Consider the following 18734-nt stretch of genomic DNA (forward strand, 5'->3'; position numbering starts at 1 on the left):
TAAATAACAAAAAAGAGAGATTAAGATCTCTCTTTTTTTATTATTTACATTTAAATGTTTCGCATGATGAAAAATGAGAATTAATCATAACGCTATCTGCACTGCAACGTGTTTTATTATTGTAAATGCAACTATAAGCTTCACAAATGATATTCTCTGGTGTTGTATATCCACCTACTTCTATTGCGCTAGTAAAATACCCCACACTATCTGCAAAATATGTTGAACAAGTAGTTTCAGATGTTTTTGCTGCAGAATTGCCTCTTACATTTATGTAACCAGCACGACAATATTCATCGTAATTATGAGCACAGTTAGTAGCTTTACAATATAGTTTTTTTTCAGACATATTATTTCCTCCTAATAAACACTTCATTACTTTATTTTTATCCAAAGAAAAAAAAGTATGTATTAAAATATATCGTTTTACTTGAAATATATTTTAATATTATTGTTTAAAAGTGATCTTATTGTATTAGTATAGTAAGAAAAGATAAGTCAGATAAATGCGTTATCATTACGTTTTGTGCATGTAATAAGAATAAAGTTAACATCATTAAATAAAAACGTGTATAAGTTTGTAATGAACAAATTACAACAAAACTTGCTATAGGATTTGTTTTTGTTTCTAGTATAGTTATGATTTGTGAAACAAAATTTAGTTTTTGAAAGAAAAAGGAAGAAATTTGCATAGAAGATAAAGATTAAAAAGTAAATCTATTTATATATTAAGAAGGATTTAAATAATATTTAAAGAAATTATAAATTAATTACTTTTTAAAAAAGAATATTATTTAAATACTGAGGTGAATCCATTGAAAAAAATAAAATATTCTAGACTTTTTATACTGGGAGTATTTATATATTTAATATTTAAAGGAATATCTTTAATAATAGGATTAAATACATCTGTACTAGTATTAAAAGATGATTTTTATACTATGAAAACAAAGGAAAAAGGGATTGTAATAAGAGATGAATATTTAATAAAAAGTGATACTAATGGAACTTTATCTTTGTTGGTAAATCGTAATGAAAAAGTTCAGAAATCTCAGAATATAGCTACTGTATATAATAATAATATAGATGAAGGTATCAATGAAGAATTAAAAAAATTAAAAGATGAAATAAAAGATTTGGAAAGTGAAAACAATTCATTAAAAGTTGGGATATTATCTGTAAAGATAGAACAACTGAACATATTAGAAGAAAAAATTAGATCTAATTCTACTAAATGTTCTGCAAGTGAATCAGGGGTTATATCTTACAAATATGATAATAATGAAAATAAATATGGAAGCGATTCTTTGTCTAATATTACTAAAGAAGATATAGATAACGCAAGTAACAATTATATACCAACTTCAGCCGACGGTGAAAAAGTAAAACAAGGTAATATTATAGCTAGAGTAGTGAATAATAATGATTGTTATATGGCGTTTGTAAGAGAAGATAATAAGTTGTTTAATGAAGGTGATAGTGTTAAAATTGAAATTAAGGATAATAAAATAAATGGTGAAATATATAAAATATGTAAGAAGGATAATTATTCTATTGTAATAGTTAAATTTACGCAACAAAATATTGGAATTTATGATACAAGAGTGGAAGAATTTGATATAATATATAAACAAATGGAAGCTTTAAGAATACCAAAAAAATCTTTAGTGAAAAAAGATAATAAAAAAGGTGTATATGTAATAAATGAAGAAAATAATAAGCCTGAATTTATAGAAATTAAAGGAATTTCTTTTGAAGACGATATTTATATCTATATAGACTTTAGAAGCAATGAAGCTAATGGAATGAATACGGTTAAATTACATGATAGAATCATTTTAAAGCCAAATTTTATTAATAAAAGAATTGCAAAGATTAACTAGTAAAATTAATAAGAAGGTGGTAATTATGTCAATTAAAGATAATATAATATCCATTAAACGAAATATTGATAATATAAGAAAAGAAAGTAATAGACAAGAAGACGTGAATTTAATGGCGGTTACTAAAACTGTGGATGTAGATAAGGTTTTAGAGGCTATAGATGCAGGAATTACAGATATAGGTGAAAATAAACCGCAAGAACTAGCTAGAAAATATGAAATTATTGGTGATAAGGTTAGGTACCATTTAATAGGAACTCTACAAACTAATAAAGTAAAGTATATAATTGATAAAGCTTATATGATTCACTCCTTAGACAGAATAGCTTTATGTGAAGAAATTCAAAAAAGAGCTGAAAAAATAGACAAAAATATTAATTGCTTGGTTCAAGTTAACATATCAAAAGAAGAAAGCAAACATGGACTTGAAGAGGAATCTGTAATAGATTTTGTTAAGAATGTATCGGCTAATTATAAAAATATACATACTAAAGGTTTAATGACAATGGCACCTTTTATAGATGATGATGAAGAAATAAGAAAAGTATTTAAAAGTTTAAAGAATTTATCATTGAAAATTAATGACTTAAATTTACCAAACGTAGAAATGGATACTTTGTCTATGGGGATGAGCCATGACTATAAAATAGCCATAGAAGAAGGAGCTACAATTATAAGAGTAGGAACTTCAATATTTGGTCAAAAAAATTATAATAAATAGAAAATATTAGGGAGGAATATAAAATGAGTGAAGGATTTATAAAGAAGTTTAAAGATTGGATGTCAATTGATGAAGAAGAATACGATGGAGACGATGAAGGATACGATGGTATTCAAGAAGAACAAGATCAAGAAGAACCTAAATTAGAAGCTGCTAACTCTCATGTAACAAGAAGCAGCAAAGTAGTTAATATACATACTAATAGTCAAATGAAAGTGGTTATTGCCGAACCTAAAAAATATGACGATGTAACGATAATTGCTGATCATCTAAGACAAAGAAGAGCGGTAATTGTTAACTTAGAAAGTGTAGAAGAAGAGCCAGAACTTAAAAAATCTATATACTATTTTATAAGTGGGGCAGTTTATATATTGGATGGAAGTATGCAAAAGGTTTCTAAGTCAATATTTATATTAGCACCAAACAACGTGGATATAGATGCAAATATAAAAAAAGAATTAGAAAGTAAAGCATTTTTTCCGTGGCAAAAATAATACATAAAGGAGAAAAACCATGCAAATGATAGCCGTATTGCTTATTAAGCTTTTAAACATACTAACTTGGCTTATTATAATACAATGTTTAATGTCTTGGTTTCCAGGAGCTAGATATTCAAAAGCATATGAAATATTAAGTATGTTTACTGAGCCTTTAGTAGGTCCTATTAGAGAAGTTTTATTTAGATACATAGATATTCCAATTGATTTTTCCCCAATCATAGCTTTCTTTGTAATATCAATGGTTAAAAATCTAATATATAGTTTGGTTTGGTAGAATAGATAATAAAATGGACAAGTTAAAATTAACAGCTCATATTAAAGATATAGACTTAAAAAATAAGATGTTTAGGATAATTGATAAAGCGAATGGCTGTTTAAAAAATTATGATGTAAGATTTAGTGATTTTCTAAATCCATTTGAAGTGGAAAGTGCTAAAGCTATTTTAAATGTCAATGATGACCTAAAATACACAGTTGATGGTGGATATGATGAAAGTGAACGAAAAATAGTATTTATTTATCCGTTTTATATGGATTATGAAGATATAAATGAAACCTTGCGATTTATACAAATTGAAGGAAATTTCAAGTTTAAATCAATCAGTCATAAAGATTATCTGGGTTCTTTGTTAAGTCTAGGTATAAAGAGAGAAAAAATTGGAGATATAATTATACATGAGAACTTTTGTCAGGTAATAGTTACATTTGATATATGTGATTTTATTTTAATGAACTTAGAAAAGGTTGCTAGGAATAATGTGAAATTGAAAGAAATTTCTAGGAAAGAGGTTGTTTACAATCCACCTAATTATAAAGAAATCAACTTTACGGTTTCTTCTAGTAGAATAGATTGTATAATAAGTGGTTTATATAATATATCAAGGCAAGAAAGTGCTAAGTTAATAAGTAATGAAAAAGTTCAGGTAAATTATGAAAAGATCACATCTTGTTCAAAAGAAATAAAATCAGAGTCTTTAATCTCTGTCAGGGGAAAAGGGAGATCACAAATAAATAATATTGGTGGTTTAACAAAAAAAGGAAAAATAAAAGTTCAAGGAAAATTATTATTGTAGGAGGAAAATATATGATAACTCCAATGGACATAGAAAATAAAGAGTTTAAAAAGGGATTTAGGGGATACCATGAAGATGAGGTTGATGAATTCTTAGATAAAGTAAAAGAAGATTTTGAAAATCTATATAGAGAAAATTTAGATTTAAAAGAAAAAATTAAATTATATCAAGAACAAGTGAGCAGATATAAAACTATAGAGAAAACTTTAAACGATACTTTAATTACTGCTCAAACGGCAGCTAAGGATACTTGTGATGCTGCAAACAAGAAGGCAAAAATAATAGTAGAAGATGCTGAACTAAAATCTAAACAAATTATTGAAAATTGTAAAGAAAGAATAGTAGTCTTAACAAAAGAATATGATGATTTAGTTAAAGAGTTTAAAATTTTTAGAAATAAATTTAAGTCTTTAATTCAAGATGAAATGACAAACATAGATGAGATTTTCTTTAATGTAGATGAGCACTGTAATGAATCATTCAATATGATTGATTTGCCTGAAGATGATAATAGCATTTTAGCAGAGGATGAAGTGGCCTCATCAATGGAATAATAAAAATGTTTAAATAATAATTATGTTGACTGAAAAGATAAGTTATTGTATACTTTAAGAATATAATTATATATTAAAAAAAGCAATGATGGAGAGAGTAAACTTTTGGATATTTTACAGAGAGTTGGATAAGCTGAGAACCAATGTATTGAATAAAGTTGAAGATCACTCTGGAGCTGCAGGCTGAAAGATTTTAATTAATTAAGCTGTGCCGGTTAGTGCCGTTAAACTATAGAGTGTTATATATATTTTTAAGTATATGTAGAACTAGGGTGGTAACGCGATTTCAACTCGTCCCTTTTATTAGGGGACGGGTTTTTTTATATTCAAAATATCATATTTTTAATTAAATTAACCGAAGTTATAAATATTCGAATTGGCATTTAAGTCAATAAAAATGGGAATAATTAAATTTTATACTAATAAATAATCAAGAAAGGGTGAACTTAACATGGCAAAATTTAAGCCACTAGTGGATTCTTCAGTAAAAGATGCTGAGGGTCAAGTGTCAGAATATTGGAAAGAAATAGGTATACTAGAAAGAACATTAGAAAAAGGACAAAATGATCCTAGCTTTGTATTCTATGAAGGACCTCCAACAGCAAATGGTAACCCAGGTATACACCATGTTGTTGCTAGAACTTTAAAAGACTGGGTTTGTAGATATAAAACGATGAGTGGATATCAAGTTAAAAGAAAAGCTGGATGGGATACTCATGGATTACCAGTAGAGCTTCAAGTTGAAAAACAATTAGGTTTAACTAATAAGCAACAAATAGAAGAGTATGGTATAGCTGAATTTAACCAAAAATGTAGAGAGTCAGTATTTTCTTACGAAAGTAAATGGAGAAATATGACAGAAAGAATGGCTTATGAGGTTGATTTAGATAATCCATACATAACATTAGATAATAACTATATAGAATCAGTTTGGTGGATATTAGATAAATTCAATAAAGAAGGATACATATATGAAGGACATAAGATACTTCCATACTGTCCAAGATGTGGAACAGGTCTTGCTTCCCATGAGGTTGCTCAAGGATATAAAGAAGTAAAAACTAATACAGTTGTAGCTAAGTTCAAAAGAAAAGATGTTGAAAATGAGTACTTCTTAGCTTGGACAACTACTCCTTGGACTCTACCTTCAAATGTTGCATTAACAGTAAACGGAGAAGTAGATTATTTAAAAGTTAAAAAAGATGATGAAATATACTATGTTTCAAAACCTTTAGCTAATAAAGTTTTAGGAGAAGGGACTTATGAAATATTAGAAGAGATGAAAGGTGCTGACTTAGAAAGTGTTGAATATGAACAATTAATGCCATTTGTAACTACTGATGAAAAAGCATTCTTCATAACCTTAGGAGATTATGTAACAACTGAAGATGGTACAGGCATAGTTCATACTGCTCCGGCTTTTGGAGAAGATGACTACAACTTAGGAAGAAAGTACAATTTACCAGTATTACAACCTGTTGATGAAAGTGGTAAATTTACAGCTACTCCATGGGAAGGCAAATTTGTTATGGAAGATGGTTTAGACGTTGAAATAATAAAATGGTTAGCAAAAGAAAATAAATTATTCTCAAAAATAAAAGTAGAACATAATTACCCACACTGCTGGAGATGTCAAACTCCACTTGTATACTACGCAAAACCAAGCTGGTATATAGAAATGACAAAACTAAAAGATAAATTAATAGAAAATAATAATGGTGTTAACTGGTATCCAAAATTCGTTGGTGAAGGAAGATTTGGTAACTGGTTAGAAAACTTAAATGACTGGGCAGTATCAAGAACAAGATACTGGGGTACTCCACTTAATGTATGGAGATGTGAATGCGGTCATAAACAGTCAGTAGGATCTAGAGAAGAATTAGCTGCTAAAGCAATAGAAAATATAGATCCAAAAACTGTAGAGCTTCATAGACCTTATGTTGATGATATACATTTAAAATGTGAATGTTGTGGTAAACCAATGACAAGAGTGACAGAAGTTATAGATTGTTGGTTTGATAGTGGTGCAATGCCATTTGCTCAACATCACTACCCATTTGAAAATAAAGAAAACTTTGATCAATTATTCCCTGCAGATTATATATGTGAAGGGATAGATCAAACTAGAGGATGGTTCTATTCTTTACTTGCCATATCTACGTTTGTAACAGGGAAGGCTCCTTACAAGAATGTACTTGTTAATGACCTTGTTCTTGATAAAGATGGTAAGAAAATGAGTAAATCTAGAGGAAATACAGTAGATCCGTTTGAGTTATTCGATAAATACGGAGCAGATGCTCTTAGATGGTATTTATTATACGTATCTCCACCATGGACACCAATAAGATTTGACGAATCAGGTCTTAGGGAAGTGCAAAGCAAGTTCATAGGAACTGTTAAAAACGTATATAATTTCTTTGCTTTATATGCAAATACAGATAACGTAAATCCTAATGATTTCTTTGTTGACTACAAAGATAGACCAGAACTTGATAGATGGATATTATCAAGATTCAATCATTTAAAGAAAGAAACTGAAGAAAATTTAGAAATATTCGAAGTTAACAAAACGATAAGAAGTATACAAGCTTTCATAAATGACGATTTATCAAACTGGTATATTAGACGTTCTAGAAGAAGATTCTGGGCTACTGAGTTAACAGAAGATAAAAAAGCAGTATACAATACTACTTATGAATTATTAACTGAACTTTGTAGAATGATAGCTCCATTTGCTCCACATCTTTCTGAAGAAATATACAGAGATTTAACTAATGAAGAATCAGTTCACTTAGCGTCATACCCAAGAGCTAATGAAGAATTAATAGATTTAGAATTAGAAGAAAAAATGGAAATAACTAAAGCTTTAGTTGCTTTAGGTAGGGCATCTAGAGAAGAAAGTAAAATAAAAGTTCGTCAACCAATCCAAAAAGTTTTAGTTGATGGAAAATATGAAGCTCAAATAAGTGATGTTGTAGACTTGATAAAAGAAGAACTTAACGTTAAAGAAGTTGTGTTTGCAGCTGATTTAAGTGAATATATGAACTACAGCTTAAAACCAAACTTCAAAGCTTTAGGACCTGTTTTAGGTAAAAAAATGGGAATGTTTGCTGGAGTTTTAGGAAAATTAAATGCTAATGAAGTAGTACCTAAGTTAGAATCTGGGGAAAAAGTAGCAGTTGATTTAGTTGGAGAAACATTTGAATTTGGCAAAGATGAAGTACTAATAAATATATCTTCTAAAGAAGGATTCGATGTATGTATGGAAAATAACATATTTGTAATTCTAGATACAAACTTAACTCCAGAATTAATAGAAGAAGGATATGCAAGAGAGTTCATATCAAAAGTTCAACAATTAAGAAAATCTAATGACTTTGAAGTACTAGATAATATTGATATAAAATTCTGTGGTGATGATGAAATATCTAAGGCTATAAGTAATTTTGATGAATATATCAAAAACGAAACTTTAGCAATAGATATAGAAAGAGTAGAAGATAATACTTTAGAAGTGTTTGACTTAAATGGACATGATACAGGAATAAAGGTTATTAGAAAATAATAACTTAATAGAATAAAAGAACTACCTCTTAGTTAATAACTATAAAGAGGTAGTTCTATTTTTATTTGAATAATCTATTAAGAATTTAGCTATTTCTACGTAAGGTATTTTTTCACTTTTTAAAAGGGCTTGTATTACTAGTCCATCTACTATAGACATTAATAAAAATGAAGCGCCTTTTGCATGTGATTTGTTGCTTATAATTTGCGTCATTTGATTTTCTAAAGTAGTTCTCCACTCAACATATTTAAGACCGATTCTATCTCTTAATGCATTATTACCCATTATTGCTTCGCAAATTAAATACATATGAATTCTACCGGTACTTTCAATGTTTGAAATATTTTTAAGAACTACTAATACAAATTCTTCTGTAGTAAAATGAAAATTTATTTCTTTTAAACAATCCAGTAATGCTTCTGATATTATACTTAAATGATTATCTGCTATGTCGAATATAATATCGTCTTTTGATGAATAATGATAGTATAATGTGCCCTTGCTTATGTTAACTTCTCTTGCAATATCTGCTAAAGAAGTATTGTTTATGCCATTTTTAGTCATTAAATCAATAGAAGTTAATAAAATCTTTTCCTTCATGTTGTGATTTTGTTTGGTTCCTCTATCTAATTTCATATTATAAACCTTCCTAACTTTACTTATCTACACCTATTATAATGTCACAAAAAAATATTGTCAAACTACAAAAAACATTTTCATTCTATAAATATTGACAAAAATCTTTATAAAAGATAAAATATACTTATTGTTCGGTCAGTTGACCGATTTGATGTACTATATTTAAGGAGAGGTATTTTTGAATGAAAAATATTAAATTAATAACAGATGGTAGTTGTGATCTTTCTAAGGAAATTATAGAGAGTAGTAAAGTTGAAATAGTAGATGTAATGGTTTCTTTTGGAGATAAAAGTTATTCAACAAGAACAGATATAACTATACCTGAGTTTTATGAAATGATGAAAGATTATAGTGAATTACCAAAAACATCATGTCCATCTCCTAATCAATTCTTAGATGCATTTGATTGTGAGGAAGACAACATTATAGTATTATGTTTAACAAGCAAATTATCAGGCATCTATAATAGTGCAGTACTTGCTAAAAATATGTATGAAGAAGAAAACAAAAGCAAAAAGAGAATAGAAATAATAGATTCTACTACAGGCTCAATCGGTCAAGCATTATTAGTATCAAAAATTGCAAATATGATAGATGAAGACAAAAGTATGGATGAAATAGTAAAGTCTATTGAAAAACTAAAACATGAGTTAGTATTTTATGGTGCTTTACACACTTTAGAAAATGCAATAAAGGGTGGAAGAATAAATGCTTTAGCAGGAAAAATAATAGGTGCTTTAAACTTGAAAGCCATTGTTCATATTGCTGATGGTTTAGTTAAGCCTATAGATAAAGCTAGAGGAGATAAAAACTCAATAAATAAAGTCATAGATTATATAAAAAATAATGTAAATAAAACAAGTGGAACTAAATTAGCTATAGGACATGCAAATTGCCCAGAAAGAGCTATGAAAGTAAAAGAAGTATTGGAAAACTATCATGACTTCAAAGAAGTTTATGTTACGGAAATAGGTCCATCTATGGGTGTTTATACATCAGAAGGCGCAGTATTGGTGGCAGTTATATAGATTTGGCTTCTTGACAAATTTATATATAAAACATATCATTAAATATATTGAAAATATCCGTTCTAATTTATTAGAACGGTTTTTTAATAATAACTATGTTATTATTAAAAATGAACGTAAACTAGGAGGAAAAATGAAAAAAGTAGGAATAATCGGAGCCATGGAATTAGAGGTCACTACTCTAAGAAGCTTAATGAACATAGAAAAAACTGTTAAAAAAGCAAGTTTAACATTCTATGAAGGAAAATTAGAAGATAAAGAAATAGTATTAGTGCAATGTGGAATAGGAAAAGTAAACTCTGCATTATGTGCTCAAATATTAATAAGTGAATTTAATGTAAATGCCATAGTTAACACAGGTGTGGCAGGAGCTATACACTCATCACTAGATGTAAATGATATAGTAATATCAACAGAAGCAATACAATATGACGTGGATGCTAGAGCTTTTGGTTATAAAAAAGGTCAAATACCACAAATGGACAATTCTATATTTATAGCAGATGAGAGACTTATAAATGCTGCATATGAATCTTCTCTTGCTCAAGTAAAAGGTAAGGAGTTTAAAATCGTTAAAGGTAGAGTAGCAACAGGAGATATATTTATATCTTCTAAAGAATTAAAAGAAGAGTTAGAAAATGATTTTAATGCTTATTGCGGAGAAATGGAAGGTGCGGCAATTGCTCATGCTTGCTATTTGAATAATATTCCATTTGTAATAATAAGGGCTATGTCAGATAAAGCTGATGGAAGTGCTAATGTAACATATGATGAATTTGTTATAGAAGCTGCTGAAAATTCAAAAGATATAGTACTAAAAATGCTAAGAGCATTATAGTAGATAAGGAAGCTAATTTGGCTTCCTTTTTTGTGTGCTCATAGATAAATTAAATAATTAATAATAAAAAGGGAAAGACTAAGAAAATGAAAATTACTTAGTCTTTATTTTGTATTTTTAAAAGTTTTCTTCATATACTAAATTTGATGTTATGAAAATATAAAAGGATGTGGAATAATGAAGTTTAAAACTCGTATATCTGCAGAAAATCTTAAAAAATTTAAAAATAAAAAAGAAAATTTCAATGTTGAAGATAAAAACTATCTAGATATAGATGAGGCCGTAGAGGTCTCCTATACAGAAAAATGTAAAAAGAATACTGAAGAATATGTAAGTATTGAAGATATTGATAGACTTATTAATGGAATGTATTTAAGTGATAATTCACAAAAAGAATTAGGTATTATTAAACGATATTTAGAAAAGCTAATAATAATAATCGAAAGAAGTAGAATTAGAGATTATATGTATTTGACAGATAGTAAAAGGCGATTATTTATTATTAATTTTATTGCTGGTGTGGGAAAGGGGTTTGGCCAAGCAATTGGATTTACAGTTCTTACAGCCATAGTGATTGGAATGCTATTTAGTTGGGTAGACCTGCCTATTATTGGCAGGTACATAGCGAAATTATTAAACATAGTACAAGAATATAGATAAAAAATGAGGTGATATTATGGACTACAGAAAAAAACTAGAAAATGAAAAAACTCAAGTAAAAAAGACCATAAAGGAAATGGAAGATAATACTTTATTTGGTAACACAACTAAGCATACTAGCGAAAAATATAGTAGTGGAGAATTATCTAGTGTAGATAATCATATAGGAGATATAGGTACAGATGTATATATGAACGATATGGATAATAGTTTAATAAATCATGAAAAATATGTTTTAAATGAAATAAATGAAGCTTTAGACAAGATTTCTGATGGTAGCTATGGTATTTGCACAAATTGTCACCAAAAAATAGAACAAGAAAGATTAGATATAATACCAGAAACTACACTTTGTTCCTCTTGTGCAAAAGAAATTATTACGCCACTGGATGAAAATGAACATTTTGATAAAAACCCACTTAATTCATATGACAATATGTATTATAGTGAGTATATTAAAGATTTAACCGACTTAAATAAAAATGATTTAGATGGAGAAACTGAATAAAATAATTAAGGAGTGCTTTACGTGAGAAAGGCTATTTATGCATTAATATTGGGTGCAATAGTTTTAATAGGTATAAGTATTAAGAACATATCTAATAAAGATATAGAAGTCGATGTACTTGAAAAAACATCAAAAAATGATTATGAAGATTTAATAATTAAATGTGGCAATACAGATGAGAAACTTATTGCATTAACATTTGACGATGGACCTGATGAAGACTTCACACCACAAATACTAGACATTTTAAAAAAATACAATGTTAAAGCAACATTCTATGTTATAGGAGAAAAAGTTCAATACAATAAAAAAATAATAAAAAGACAATATGAAGAAGGTCATGAAATAGGAAACCATACCTATACACATATAAATGTATCAAAAAATGGATACAACAAAATAAAAAAAGAAATTGGAGACACTCAAAGTGCAGTCAAGTCTGTAACGGGAGTATATCCAAAAACTTTTAGACCACCATATAGAGCCATAAGTAAAGATATGTGTAACATAATAAAAGAAAAGGATATGAATATAGTACTTTGGTCATATGTAGATACTAAGGATTGGGAAAGTCCAGGAGTATGTTCTATTGTTAAATCTATAGAAAGTGGAATACAAAATGGGTGTATAATATTGTTGCATGATTATAATAAAATAAGAGCTCCTAAGTCTCAAACTATAGAAGCTCTAGATATAATAATTCCAAACTTATTAGAAAAAGGATATAAATTTGTAACAATTTCAGAGTTAATAGAGCATTTAGAAAAGAATACAAACAATGAAAAGGCTCCTAATTAAATAATATACAAGACAAAAAAGTATCTTTTAGAAATTTGTTTCTTTAAAGATACTTTTTTTGTATAATAATAAGATGAGACTTGTTTAGGAGGATTTGAAAATGTATGAATTTATTGTAGCTATATTAATTGGATTAGATCAAATAATAAAGTATTGGGTACTAAATTATTTAAAAGGAGTAGAAAGCATCCCTGTTATAAATAATATTTTTAATTTGACTTACGTAGAAAATAGGGGAGCAGCCTTTGGTATGCTTCAAAATAATCAAACTATTTTTGTAGTAGTTGCAGCAATTGCCTCTTGCTATGGTCTTTACTATTTACATACTAAAAAGGTGAATGATCTTGGTAAAATTGGGATATTGTTAGTAATATCAGGTGCTATAGGAAATTTAATTGACAGAGTTATATTAGGATATGTAATTGATTACTTGGATTTTCATATAATATGGAACTATGTATTTAATTTAGCAGATTGTTTTGTAGTAGTAGGTACAATACTACTATGTATATATATAATTACAAGTGAAGAAGATAAGAAGCAGGTGAAGTAATGGATGAAATAAGAGAATTCTTAGTTCTTGAAGAAGAAGGAGAACGATTAGACGTATATTTATCAGGACAACTAGGAGATATGTCTAGAAGTTATATACAAAAAATTATTAAAGATAAAAAAGTTAAAGTTAATGATAAGATAGAAAAAGCGAAATACTTGGTTAAAGAAGAAGACAAAATAGTAATTGAAATTCCTACTCCAAAATTATTGGAAGTTATGCCACAAAATATTCCTCTAAATATAGTCTATGAAGATGATGATTTATTAATAGTAAATAAGACACAAAATATGGTTGTTCATCCTGCTCCAGGCAACTACGACAATACTTTAGTAAATGCAATTTTATATCACTGTAAAGATAATTTATCATCTATAAATGGCGTAATTAGGCCAGGCATAGTGCATAGAATTGACAAAGATACTTCTGGACTTTTGATGATCGCCAAAAATAATAAGGCACATAGCTCCTTAGCAGATCAATTGAAAGATCACTCAATAACTAGAGAGTATGAATTTATTTGTCATGGTGTATTTAAAGAAGATAAAATAACGGTAGATAAGCCTCTTGGAAGAAATCCAAAGGATAGATTAAAAATGGCCATAGTTAAAGATGGTAGAAGAGCGGTGACTCATTTTAAAGTAATTGAAAGATTTGAAAATTATACTCTAGTAAAAGCTACATTGGAAACAGGACGAACTCATCAAATTAGAGTTCATGCAGCATCTTTAAATCATCCCATTTTAGGAGATCCTTTATATGGTCCTAAAAATAACAAATTAAAAGTTGATGGACAAACTCTTCATGCTAAGAAATTAGGATTTATTCATCCTAACAAAAATGAATACGTGGAGTTTGATTCAGAGTTACCAGAATACTTCAAAAAAATACTTAATAGAATAAAGTAATTAAATGTACAAAATATACTTGAAAAACACTTGTTAATTATATATAATAAGGATAGTAATTAAATACCTTTAAAATGATACAGAGAGATCATAAGGCATGTAACAATAGAATTTTTTTATGTGGAAAAATGCTAACTTCTTGTCTTAAGATAAGAAGTTTTTTTATGTACAATAATATTTCTTTGGAATTTACATGGTATTTAATAAAATTATTTAAATACGAAAATTTTAGGAGGATTCTTATGCAAAAGGCAAAAATAATGGATGAAAAAGCAATAGGAAGAGCAATAACAAGAATAAGTCACGAAATTATTGAAAGAAACAAAGGAATAGAAAATGTAGTACTAATAGGAATTAAGACGAGAGGCGTACCAGTTGCAAGTAGAATAGCAGATAAAATTGAAAATATAGAAGGACAAAGAGTAGAAATAGGTGAAATGGATATAACCCTTTATAGAGATGATTTAAGCAAGAAACAAATTGACCCAGTTGTTAACTCAACAAAAATAGATTTTGATATTACAGATAAAACAGTAGTGTTAGTTGATGATGTACTATATACGGGAAGAACCGTAAGATCAGCTTTAAATGCACTTATGGATGTAGGAAGACCTAAAGCTATACAATTAGCGGTATTAGTTGATAGAGGGCATAGAGAGCTACCTATTAGAGCAGATTATGTGGGTAAAAATGTGCCAACATCAAAAATAGAAATAATATCTGTTAAATTAAATGAGTGTGATGCAGAGGATTCAGTTAGCATAGAAGAATAAATCAACTATATAGTTAAAATCTTAGGGGGAAAATAAATGAAAAAAGCCATTTTATCAATACAACATTTGTTAGCGATGTTTGGAGCTACAGTATTAGTTCCGCTGCTTACTGGATTTGATCCATCAGTTGCAATATTTTGTGCAGGAGTTGGAACACTATTATTCCATAAATGTACAGATTTTAAAGTGCCAGTATTTTTAGGCTCAAGTTTTGCTTTTATATCAGTAATAAATCAAGTGACAGAGACTTTTAATGGAGACTTGTCTTATGCTCAAGGTGGCATAATTGTGGCAGGTCTTATATATGTAATTATGTCCATAATAGTAAGAGTTGTTGGGCCGGAAAAAGTTAAAAAGTTTTTCCCGCCACAAGTTACAGGAGCTATGATAATAGTAATAGGTTTAAATTTAATACCAACAGCTATAGATATGGCGATGAATAATTTACTAGTTGCACTTATAACTTTAGGGATGGCAGTAGGAATTAATAAATTTGCTAAAGGAAACATTAGACAATTTAGTGTGATAATAGCAATATTTGTTGGTATAGTAGCAAGTAAATTTGTTGGAATAACAGACTTTAGTGCAGTAGGTCAAGCAAGTTTCTTTTCTATCCCAAATTTCAGCGCACCAAAGTTTTCACTTGAAGCAGTAATAATTATAGCACCAGTAGTTTTAGCAGTATTTATGGAACATGTGGGGGATATAACTACTAACGGTGTAGTTGTTGGGAAGAACTTTTTAGAAGACCCAGGACTTCATAAAACTTTACTAGGAGATGGTATAGCAACTTTATTTGCAGGATTTATGGGTGGGCCAGCCAACACAACTTATGGTGAAAATACAGCATTACTTGCCATAACTAAAAATTATGATCCTAAATTATTGAGACTTACTGCAGTGTTTGCCATAGTAATATCTTGCGTAGGTAAATTTGGTGCATTCTTACAATCTATACCAACAGCAGTTATGGGTGGAATTAGTATTTACTTATTCTCAATGATTACTTTCATAGGAATAAAAACTATAAGAGATAGTAAATGTTATAAGGAAAATGGAAATCTTTCAGTAATGTTAATAATATTAGTTATTGGCCTTACTACATGTTATGTAAAACACTTTACAGGAGTGGAAATAGGTATAAATATAGCTAGTAATGCAAAGTTAACAGGGCTTAGTTTAGCTGCCTTAGTAGGTATAATTGTTAACAGATTAATAAATCATAATGACTTTAAGAAAGAAGATAGAAGTACAATAGAAGAGCTTACAGCATAAAATAATAAATTTTAATGTTAAATCACAAATTATATATATATAATTTGTGATTTTTTTTATACTTATATTAATATAATTTATAGAATATTAAATTGGGGCGTGAATTGTATGAGGATATCAAGCGTGATAATAAATAATTATAAATCAATAGGAACACAAAAAAATACATTATTGTTAGAAGATGATGTTACAGCATTAATAGGTAAAAATGATAGTGGTAAAAGTAATGTGCTTGAAATCCTAGGAGCAATTTCTTTTAGTCACTATATATTAGATGATTTTTATAAATTTAATAATGAAGAGTTATCTTTAGTTGTAGAACTTAAATTTACCCAAAATGAAATAGAACTATTAAAAGAATATAAGGATATTAAAAGTGATATTACTTATTTTTATTTTTCAAAGTATAGGGAAATTGAGTTCAAAGGAGGATATTCTAGATTATTTAATGAAGATATAGAGTTAATTAAATCAATCAATTATTTGAAAAGTGAGCTGATGTTGTATTTGCATGAAAATTATTATGATAGTATGGACAGTGAATTTTTAAGTGAAGTAGCTAAATATATTCATGTTATGGAAAATATTGATAATACTATTTGGGTTAAGTATAAGAAGACACTTAATAAGTTACTATATATTCTAAATTCTTATGGGGGAGACTACATTTGTGTTAGTGAAGAAGATGATTTTTCTGACAATATACAAATGGATGATAAGTCAAATATGATTTATGATGAAAAAAGATATACTCTTATAAGGCATTTAGAAATTATTAAAAGTAAAATAAGAAAAAAATATTCACTTTTACCCATACTTTATCATAGAAAAAATGAAGAGGAATTGCAAAGTGAATATCAATTGGAAGAGGTAAAAAAACAGATAAAAGATAGAAGGGGAGCTCTATATAAATTTTTATTAGCAAGTGAAATAAATACACAGGAATTTTTACTTGCCATGGAAAATGATGACGAGAATCAATTAGAACTATTTAGGAATAAAATAAAAGAAAAAGTTAAGTACAATATGCAAAAAAAATTTAATGAATTTTATTGTGAAGAAAATGTTCAAATTAAAATATCTTTCAAACATGATTTTATAAAAATACTTGTGAAAACAAATGAAGTTACAACTAATATTAGTGAAAGAAGTAATGGACTTAAATGGTATTTGAATTTATTTATAGATGTTTTAGCAAATAATATAAAAGATACAAATGTAATTTACTTACTAGATGAACCGGGAGTATATCTTCACGTAAATGCTCAAAGGGAACTACTAAGGTTATTTTATGATTTATGCAAAAATAATAATCAAGTAGTTTATTCCACTCATTCACCTTATATGATAGATTCCAATAATATTATAAATATAAGGGCAATAGAAAAAGATGAAAAAGGAAATACTAATATTTACAATACTGCTTATGATAATAAATTGAATAGTGTATCAAAAAGGGAAACGTTAAGCCCATTAGTTCAAGCTATAGGCGCAGATTTAAGATTTAACATTGGACCACAAGGAGAAAAATTGAATATTGTAACAGAAGGTATAACGGATTACATGTATTATACGGCAATGTTATATTATTTTAATGTACCTGAGGAAAAAATGCCCTATATTATTCCGGCAGTCGGAGCAGGAAATGTAAATGTAATTGTATCAATACTAATTGGTTGGGGATGTGATTTTAAGGTAATATTAGACTATGATAAGGCTGGATTTGTAGAGTGTGACAAATTAATAGAAAACTTAAATTTGAAAATAAACGAAGATATATTTTTTGTGAATTGTAATGATACTTACGATAACAAGGATAAAGATATTTATAAATATGCCCAGTTTGTAGAAACTCTTATTAGTGAGGAAGACAAGAATAAATTTAGTATAAATTATATTGACAATAAAACTATGGCAGCAAAAGAATTTTATGATAAAGTAAAATGTAAATCAGTAAATTTAAGTAATAAGACAGTTAGTAATTTTAGAAAATTATTTGAAATGATGGGAATTATATAATTTAACAATAAAAGGGCTTATTCTCTAAGCCCTTTTATTGTTATTTTGAGAATGTCTATAGATTTGTGTAATAATTTTGTTTTGTAATTTATATTACTGGAAATTCAAAATTCCAGTAATATTTTTTTATTTCTAAGAAATACTAATACTAGCATTCTTTTCACAATTATTATGTGTTTAATTTAGTTGTTTATACACTAAATTTCCCATAGTTTCAAAAAAATATATGATTTATATTGTGTAAGAGCTAGGGATTCTATCTCCAAACCTAATTGTGAGCTGGCCTAAAGTAGACGCCCAATTAGAGTTTGGAGATGTCCATTTCTCCATAATTTTCATAGTTGATAAGTATAGTGATTTTCTCAATGACTCATCTGTTGGAAATACAGTTCTTACTTTAGTATACTTTCTTAATTGTCTATTAAATCCTTCAAGTGCA

Annotated in this window: 19 protein-coding genes, 1 pseudogene and 1 other annotated feature; of the genes and pseudogenes, 17 read left to right on the forward strand and 3 right to left on the reverse strand. The window is 28.0% G+C overall.

Annotated features, from left to right (window positions below):
* Positions 1-40 precede the first annotated feature (40 nt).
* A complete protein-coding gene (locus tag K0040_RS09440; RefSeq protein ID WP_074915216.1) occupies positions 41-349 on the reverse strand; it encodes a DUF1540 domain-containing protein in 309 nt (102 codons plus the stop codon).
* A gap of 466 nt (positions 350-815) precedes the next feature.
* Between K0040_RS09440 and K0040_RS09445 the strand changes: the two genes are divergently transcribed.
* The 7 genes from K0040_RS09445 to ileS all read left to right on the forward strand — a co-directional run bounded on the left by K0040_RS09445 (position 816) and on the right by ileS (position 8296).
* Positions 816-1883 carry a biotin/lipoyl attachment domain-containing protein gene (locus tag K0040_RS09445; protein ID WP_228108642.1) on the forward strand — a complete coding sequence of 356 codons (1068 nt, stop codon included), beginning with the start codon at positions 816-818 and terminating at the stop codon, positions 1881-1883.
* Between the two features lie 22 nt (positions 1884-1905).
* A complete protein-coding gene (locus K0040_RS09450; protein WP_416390188.1) occupies positions 1906-2604 on the forward strand; it encodes a YggS family pyridoxal phosphate-dependent enzyme in 699 nt (232 codons plus the stop codon).
* A gap of 23 nt (positions 2605-2627) precedes the next feature.
* Positions 2628-3098 carry a cell division protein SepF gene (locus tag K0040_RS09455; protein WP_074915220.1) on the forward strand — a complete coding sequence of 157 codons (471 nt, stop codon included), beginning with the start codon at positions 2628-2630 and terminating at the stop codon, positions 3096-3098.
* Positions 3099-3117: 19 nt separating this feature from the next.
* A complete protein-coding gene (locus tag K0040_RS09460) occupies positions 3118-3378 on the forward strand; it encodes a YggT family protein (protein WP_228108644.1) in 261 nt (86 codons plus the stop codon).
* 13 nt (positions 3379-3391) lie between these two features.
* Entirely contained in the window at positions 3392-4177 is a 786-nt protein-coding gene (locus K0040_RS09465) for a YlmH family RNA-binding protein (RefSeq protein WP_228108645.1), read from the forward strand.
* 11 nt (positions 4178-4188) lie between these two features.
* On the forward strand, positions 4189-4731 hold the full coding sequence (locus K0040_RS09470) for a DivIVA domain-containing protein (RefSeq protein WP_074915228.1): 543 nt from the start codon (positions 4189-4191) through the stop codon (positions 4729-4731).
* Between the two features lie 76 nt (positions 4732-4807).
* Positions 4808-5033 (forward strand) — a binding site (T-box leader).
* 149 nt (positions 5034-5182) lie between these two features.
* On the forward strand, positions 5183-8296 hold the full coding sequence (ileS, locus tag K0040_RS09475; RefSeq protein ID WP_228108646.1) for an isoleucine--tRNA ligase: 3114 nt from the start codon (positions 5183-5185) through the stop codon (positions 8294-8296).
* A 39-nt stretch (positions 8297-8335) separates the two neighbouring features.
* Here the strand turns inward: ileS and K0040_RS09480 are convergent, their stop codons facing one another.
* Positions 8336-8932 carry a TetR/AcrR family transcriptional regulator gene (locus K0040_RS09480; RefSeq protein ID WP_228108647.1) on the reverse strand — a complete coding sequence of 199 codons (597 nt, stop codon included), beginning with the start codon at positions 8930-8932 and terminating at the stop codon, positions 8336-8338.
* Between the two features lie 185 nt (positions 8933-9117).
* Here K0040_RS09480 and K0040_RS09485 point away from each other — a divergent pair, with 185 nt between their 5' ends.
* The 10 genes from K0040_RS09485 (at position 9118) to K0040_RS09530 (ending at position 18295) form a co-directional block, all read left to right on the forward strand.
* Positions 9118-9963 (forward strand): DegV family protein, encoded by an 846-nt coding sequence (locus tag K0040_RS09485; RefSeq protein WP_228108648.1) that lies wholly within the window; start codon positions 9118-9120, stop codon positions 9961-9963.
* A gap of 133 nt (positions 9964-10096) precedes the next feature.
* A complete protein-coding gene (locus K0040_RS09490) occupies positions 10097-10801 on the forward strand; it encodes a 5'-methylthioadenosine/adenosylhomocysteine nucleosidase (RefSeq protein WP_228108649.1) in 705 nt (234 codons plus the stop codon).
* Positions 10802-10978: 177 nt separating this feature from the next.
* Positions 10979-11461: a DUF5665 domain-containing protein gene (locus K0040_RS09495; protein ID WP_228108650.1), complete on the forward strand. Its 483-nt coding sequence runs from the start codon at positions 10979-10981 to the stop codon at positions 11459-11461.
* Positions 11462-11477: 16 nt separating this feature from the next.
* A complete protein-coding gene (locus K0040_RS09500; protein WP_228108651.1) occupies positions 11478-11969 on the forward strand; it encodes a TraR/DksA C4-type zinc finger protein in 492 nt (163 codons plus the stop codon).
* Between the two features lie 21 nt (positions 11970-11990).
* Positions 11991-12767 (forward strand): polysaccharide deacetylase family protein, encoded by a 777-nt coding sequence (locus K0040_RS09505; protein ID WP_228108652.1) that lies wholly within the window; start codon positions 11991-11993, stop codon positions 12765-12767.
* A gap of 100 nt (positions 12768-12867) precedes the next feature.
* Complete coding sequence (gene lspA, locus K0040_RS09510; protein WP_228108653.1) at positions 12868-13320, forward strand: signal peptidase II; 453 nt, start codon at positions 12868-12870, stop codon at positions 13318-13320.
* Entirely contained in the window at positions 13320-14228 is a 909-nt protein-coding gene (locus K0040_RS09515; RefSeq protein ID WP_228108654.1) for an RluA family pseudouridine synthase, read from the forward strand. The genes lspA and K0040_RS09515 overlap by 1 nt, the downstream gene beginning before the upstream one ends.
* 242 nt (positions 14229-14470) lie before the next feature.
* Positions 14471-15001, forward strand: a complete 531-nt coding sequence (pyrR, locus tag K0040_RS09520) for a bifunctional pyr operon transcriptional regulator/uracil phosphoribosyltransferase PyrR (RefSeq protein ID WP_228108655.1) — start codon at positions 14471-14473, stop codon at positions 14999-15001.
* 36 nt (positions 15002-15037) lie between these two features.
* The gene (locus K0040_RS09525; protein ID WP_228108656.1) at positions 15038-16276 is read left to right on the forward strand and encodes a uracil-xanthine permease family protein; all 1239 of its coding nucleotides are present in this window, start codon (positions 15038-15040) and stop codon (positions 16274-16276) included.
* A gap of 108 nt (positions 16277-16384) precedes the next feature.
* Positions 16385-18295 (forward strand): AAA family ATPase, encoded by a 1911-nt coding sequence (locus K0040_RS09530; RefSeq protein WP_228108657.1) that lies wholly within the window; start codon positions 16385-16387, stop codon positions 18293-18295.
* A 231-nt stretch (positions 18296-18526) separates the two neighbouring features.
* Here K0040_RS09530 and K0040_RS09535 read toward each other — a convergent pair.
* Positions 18527-18734 (reverse strand): annotated as a pseudogene (locus tag K0040_RS09535) (IS256 family transposase); the annotation flags it as partial.

This window comes from Terrisporobacter petrolearius (assembly GCF_020748185.1).
Lineage (GTDB): Bacteria > Bacillota > Clostridia > Peptostreptococcales > Peptostreptococcaceae > Terrisporobacter > Terrisporobacter petrolearius.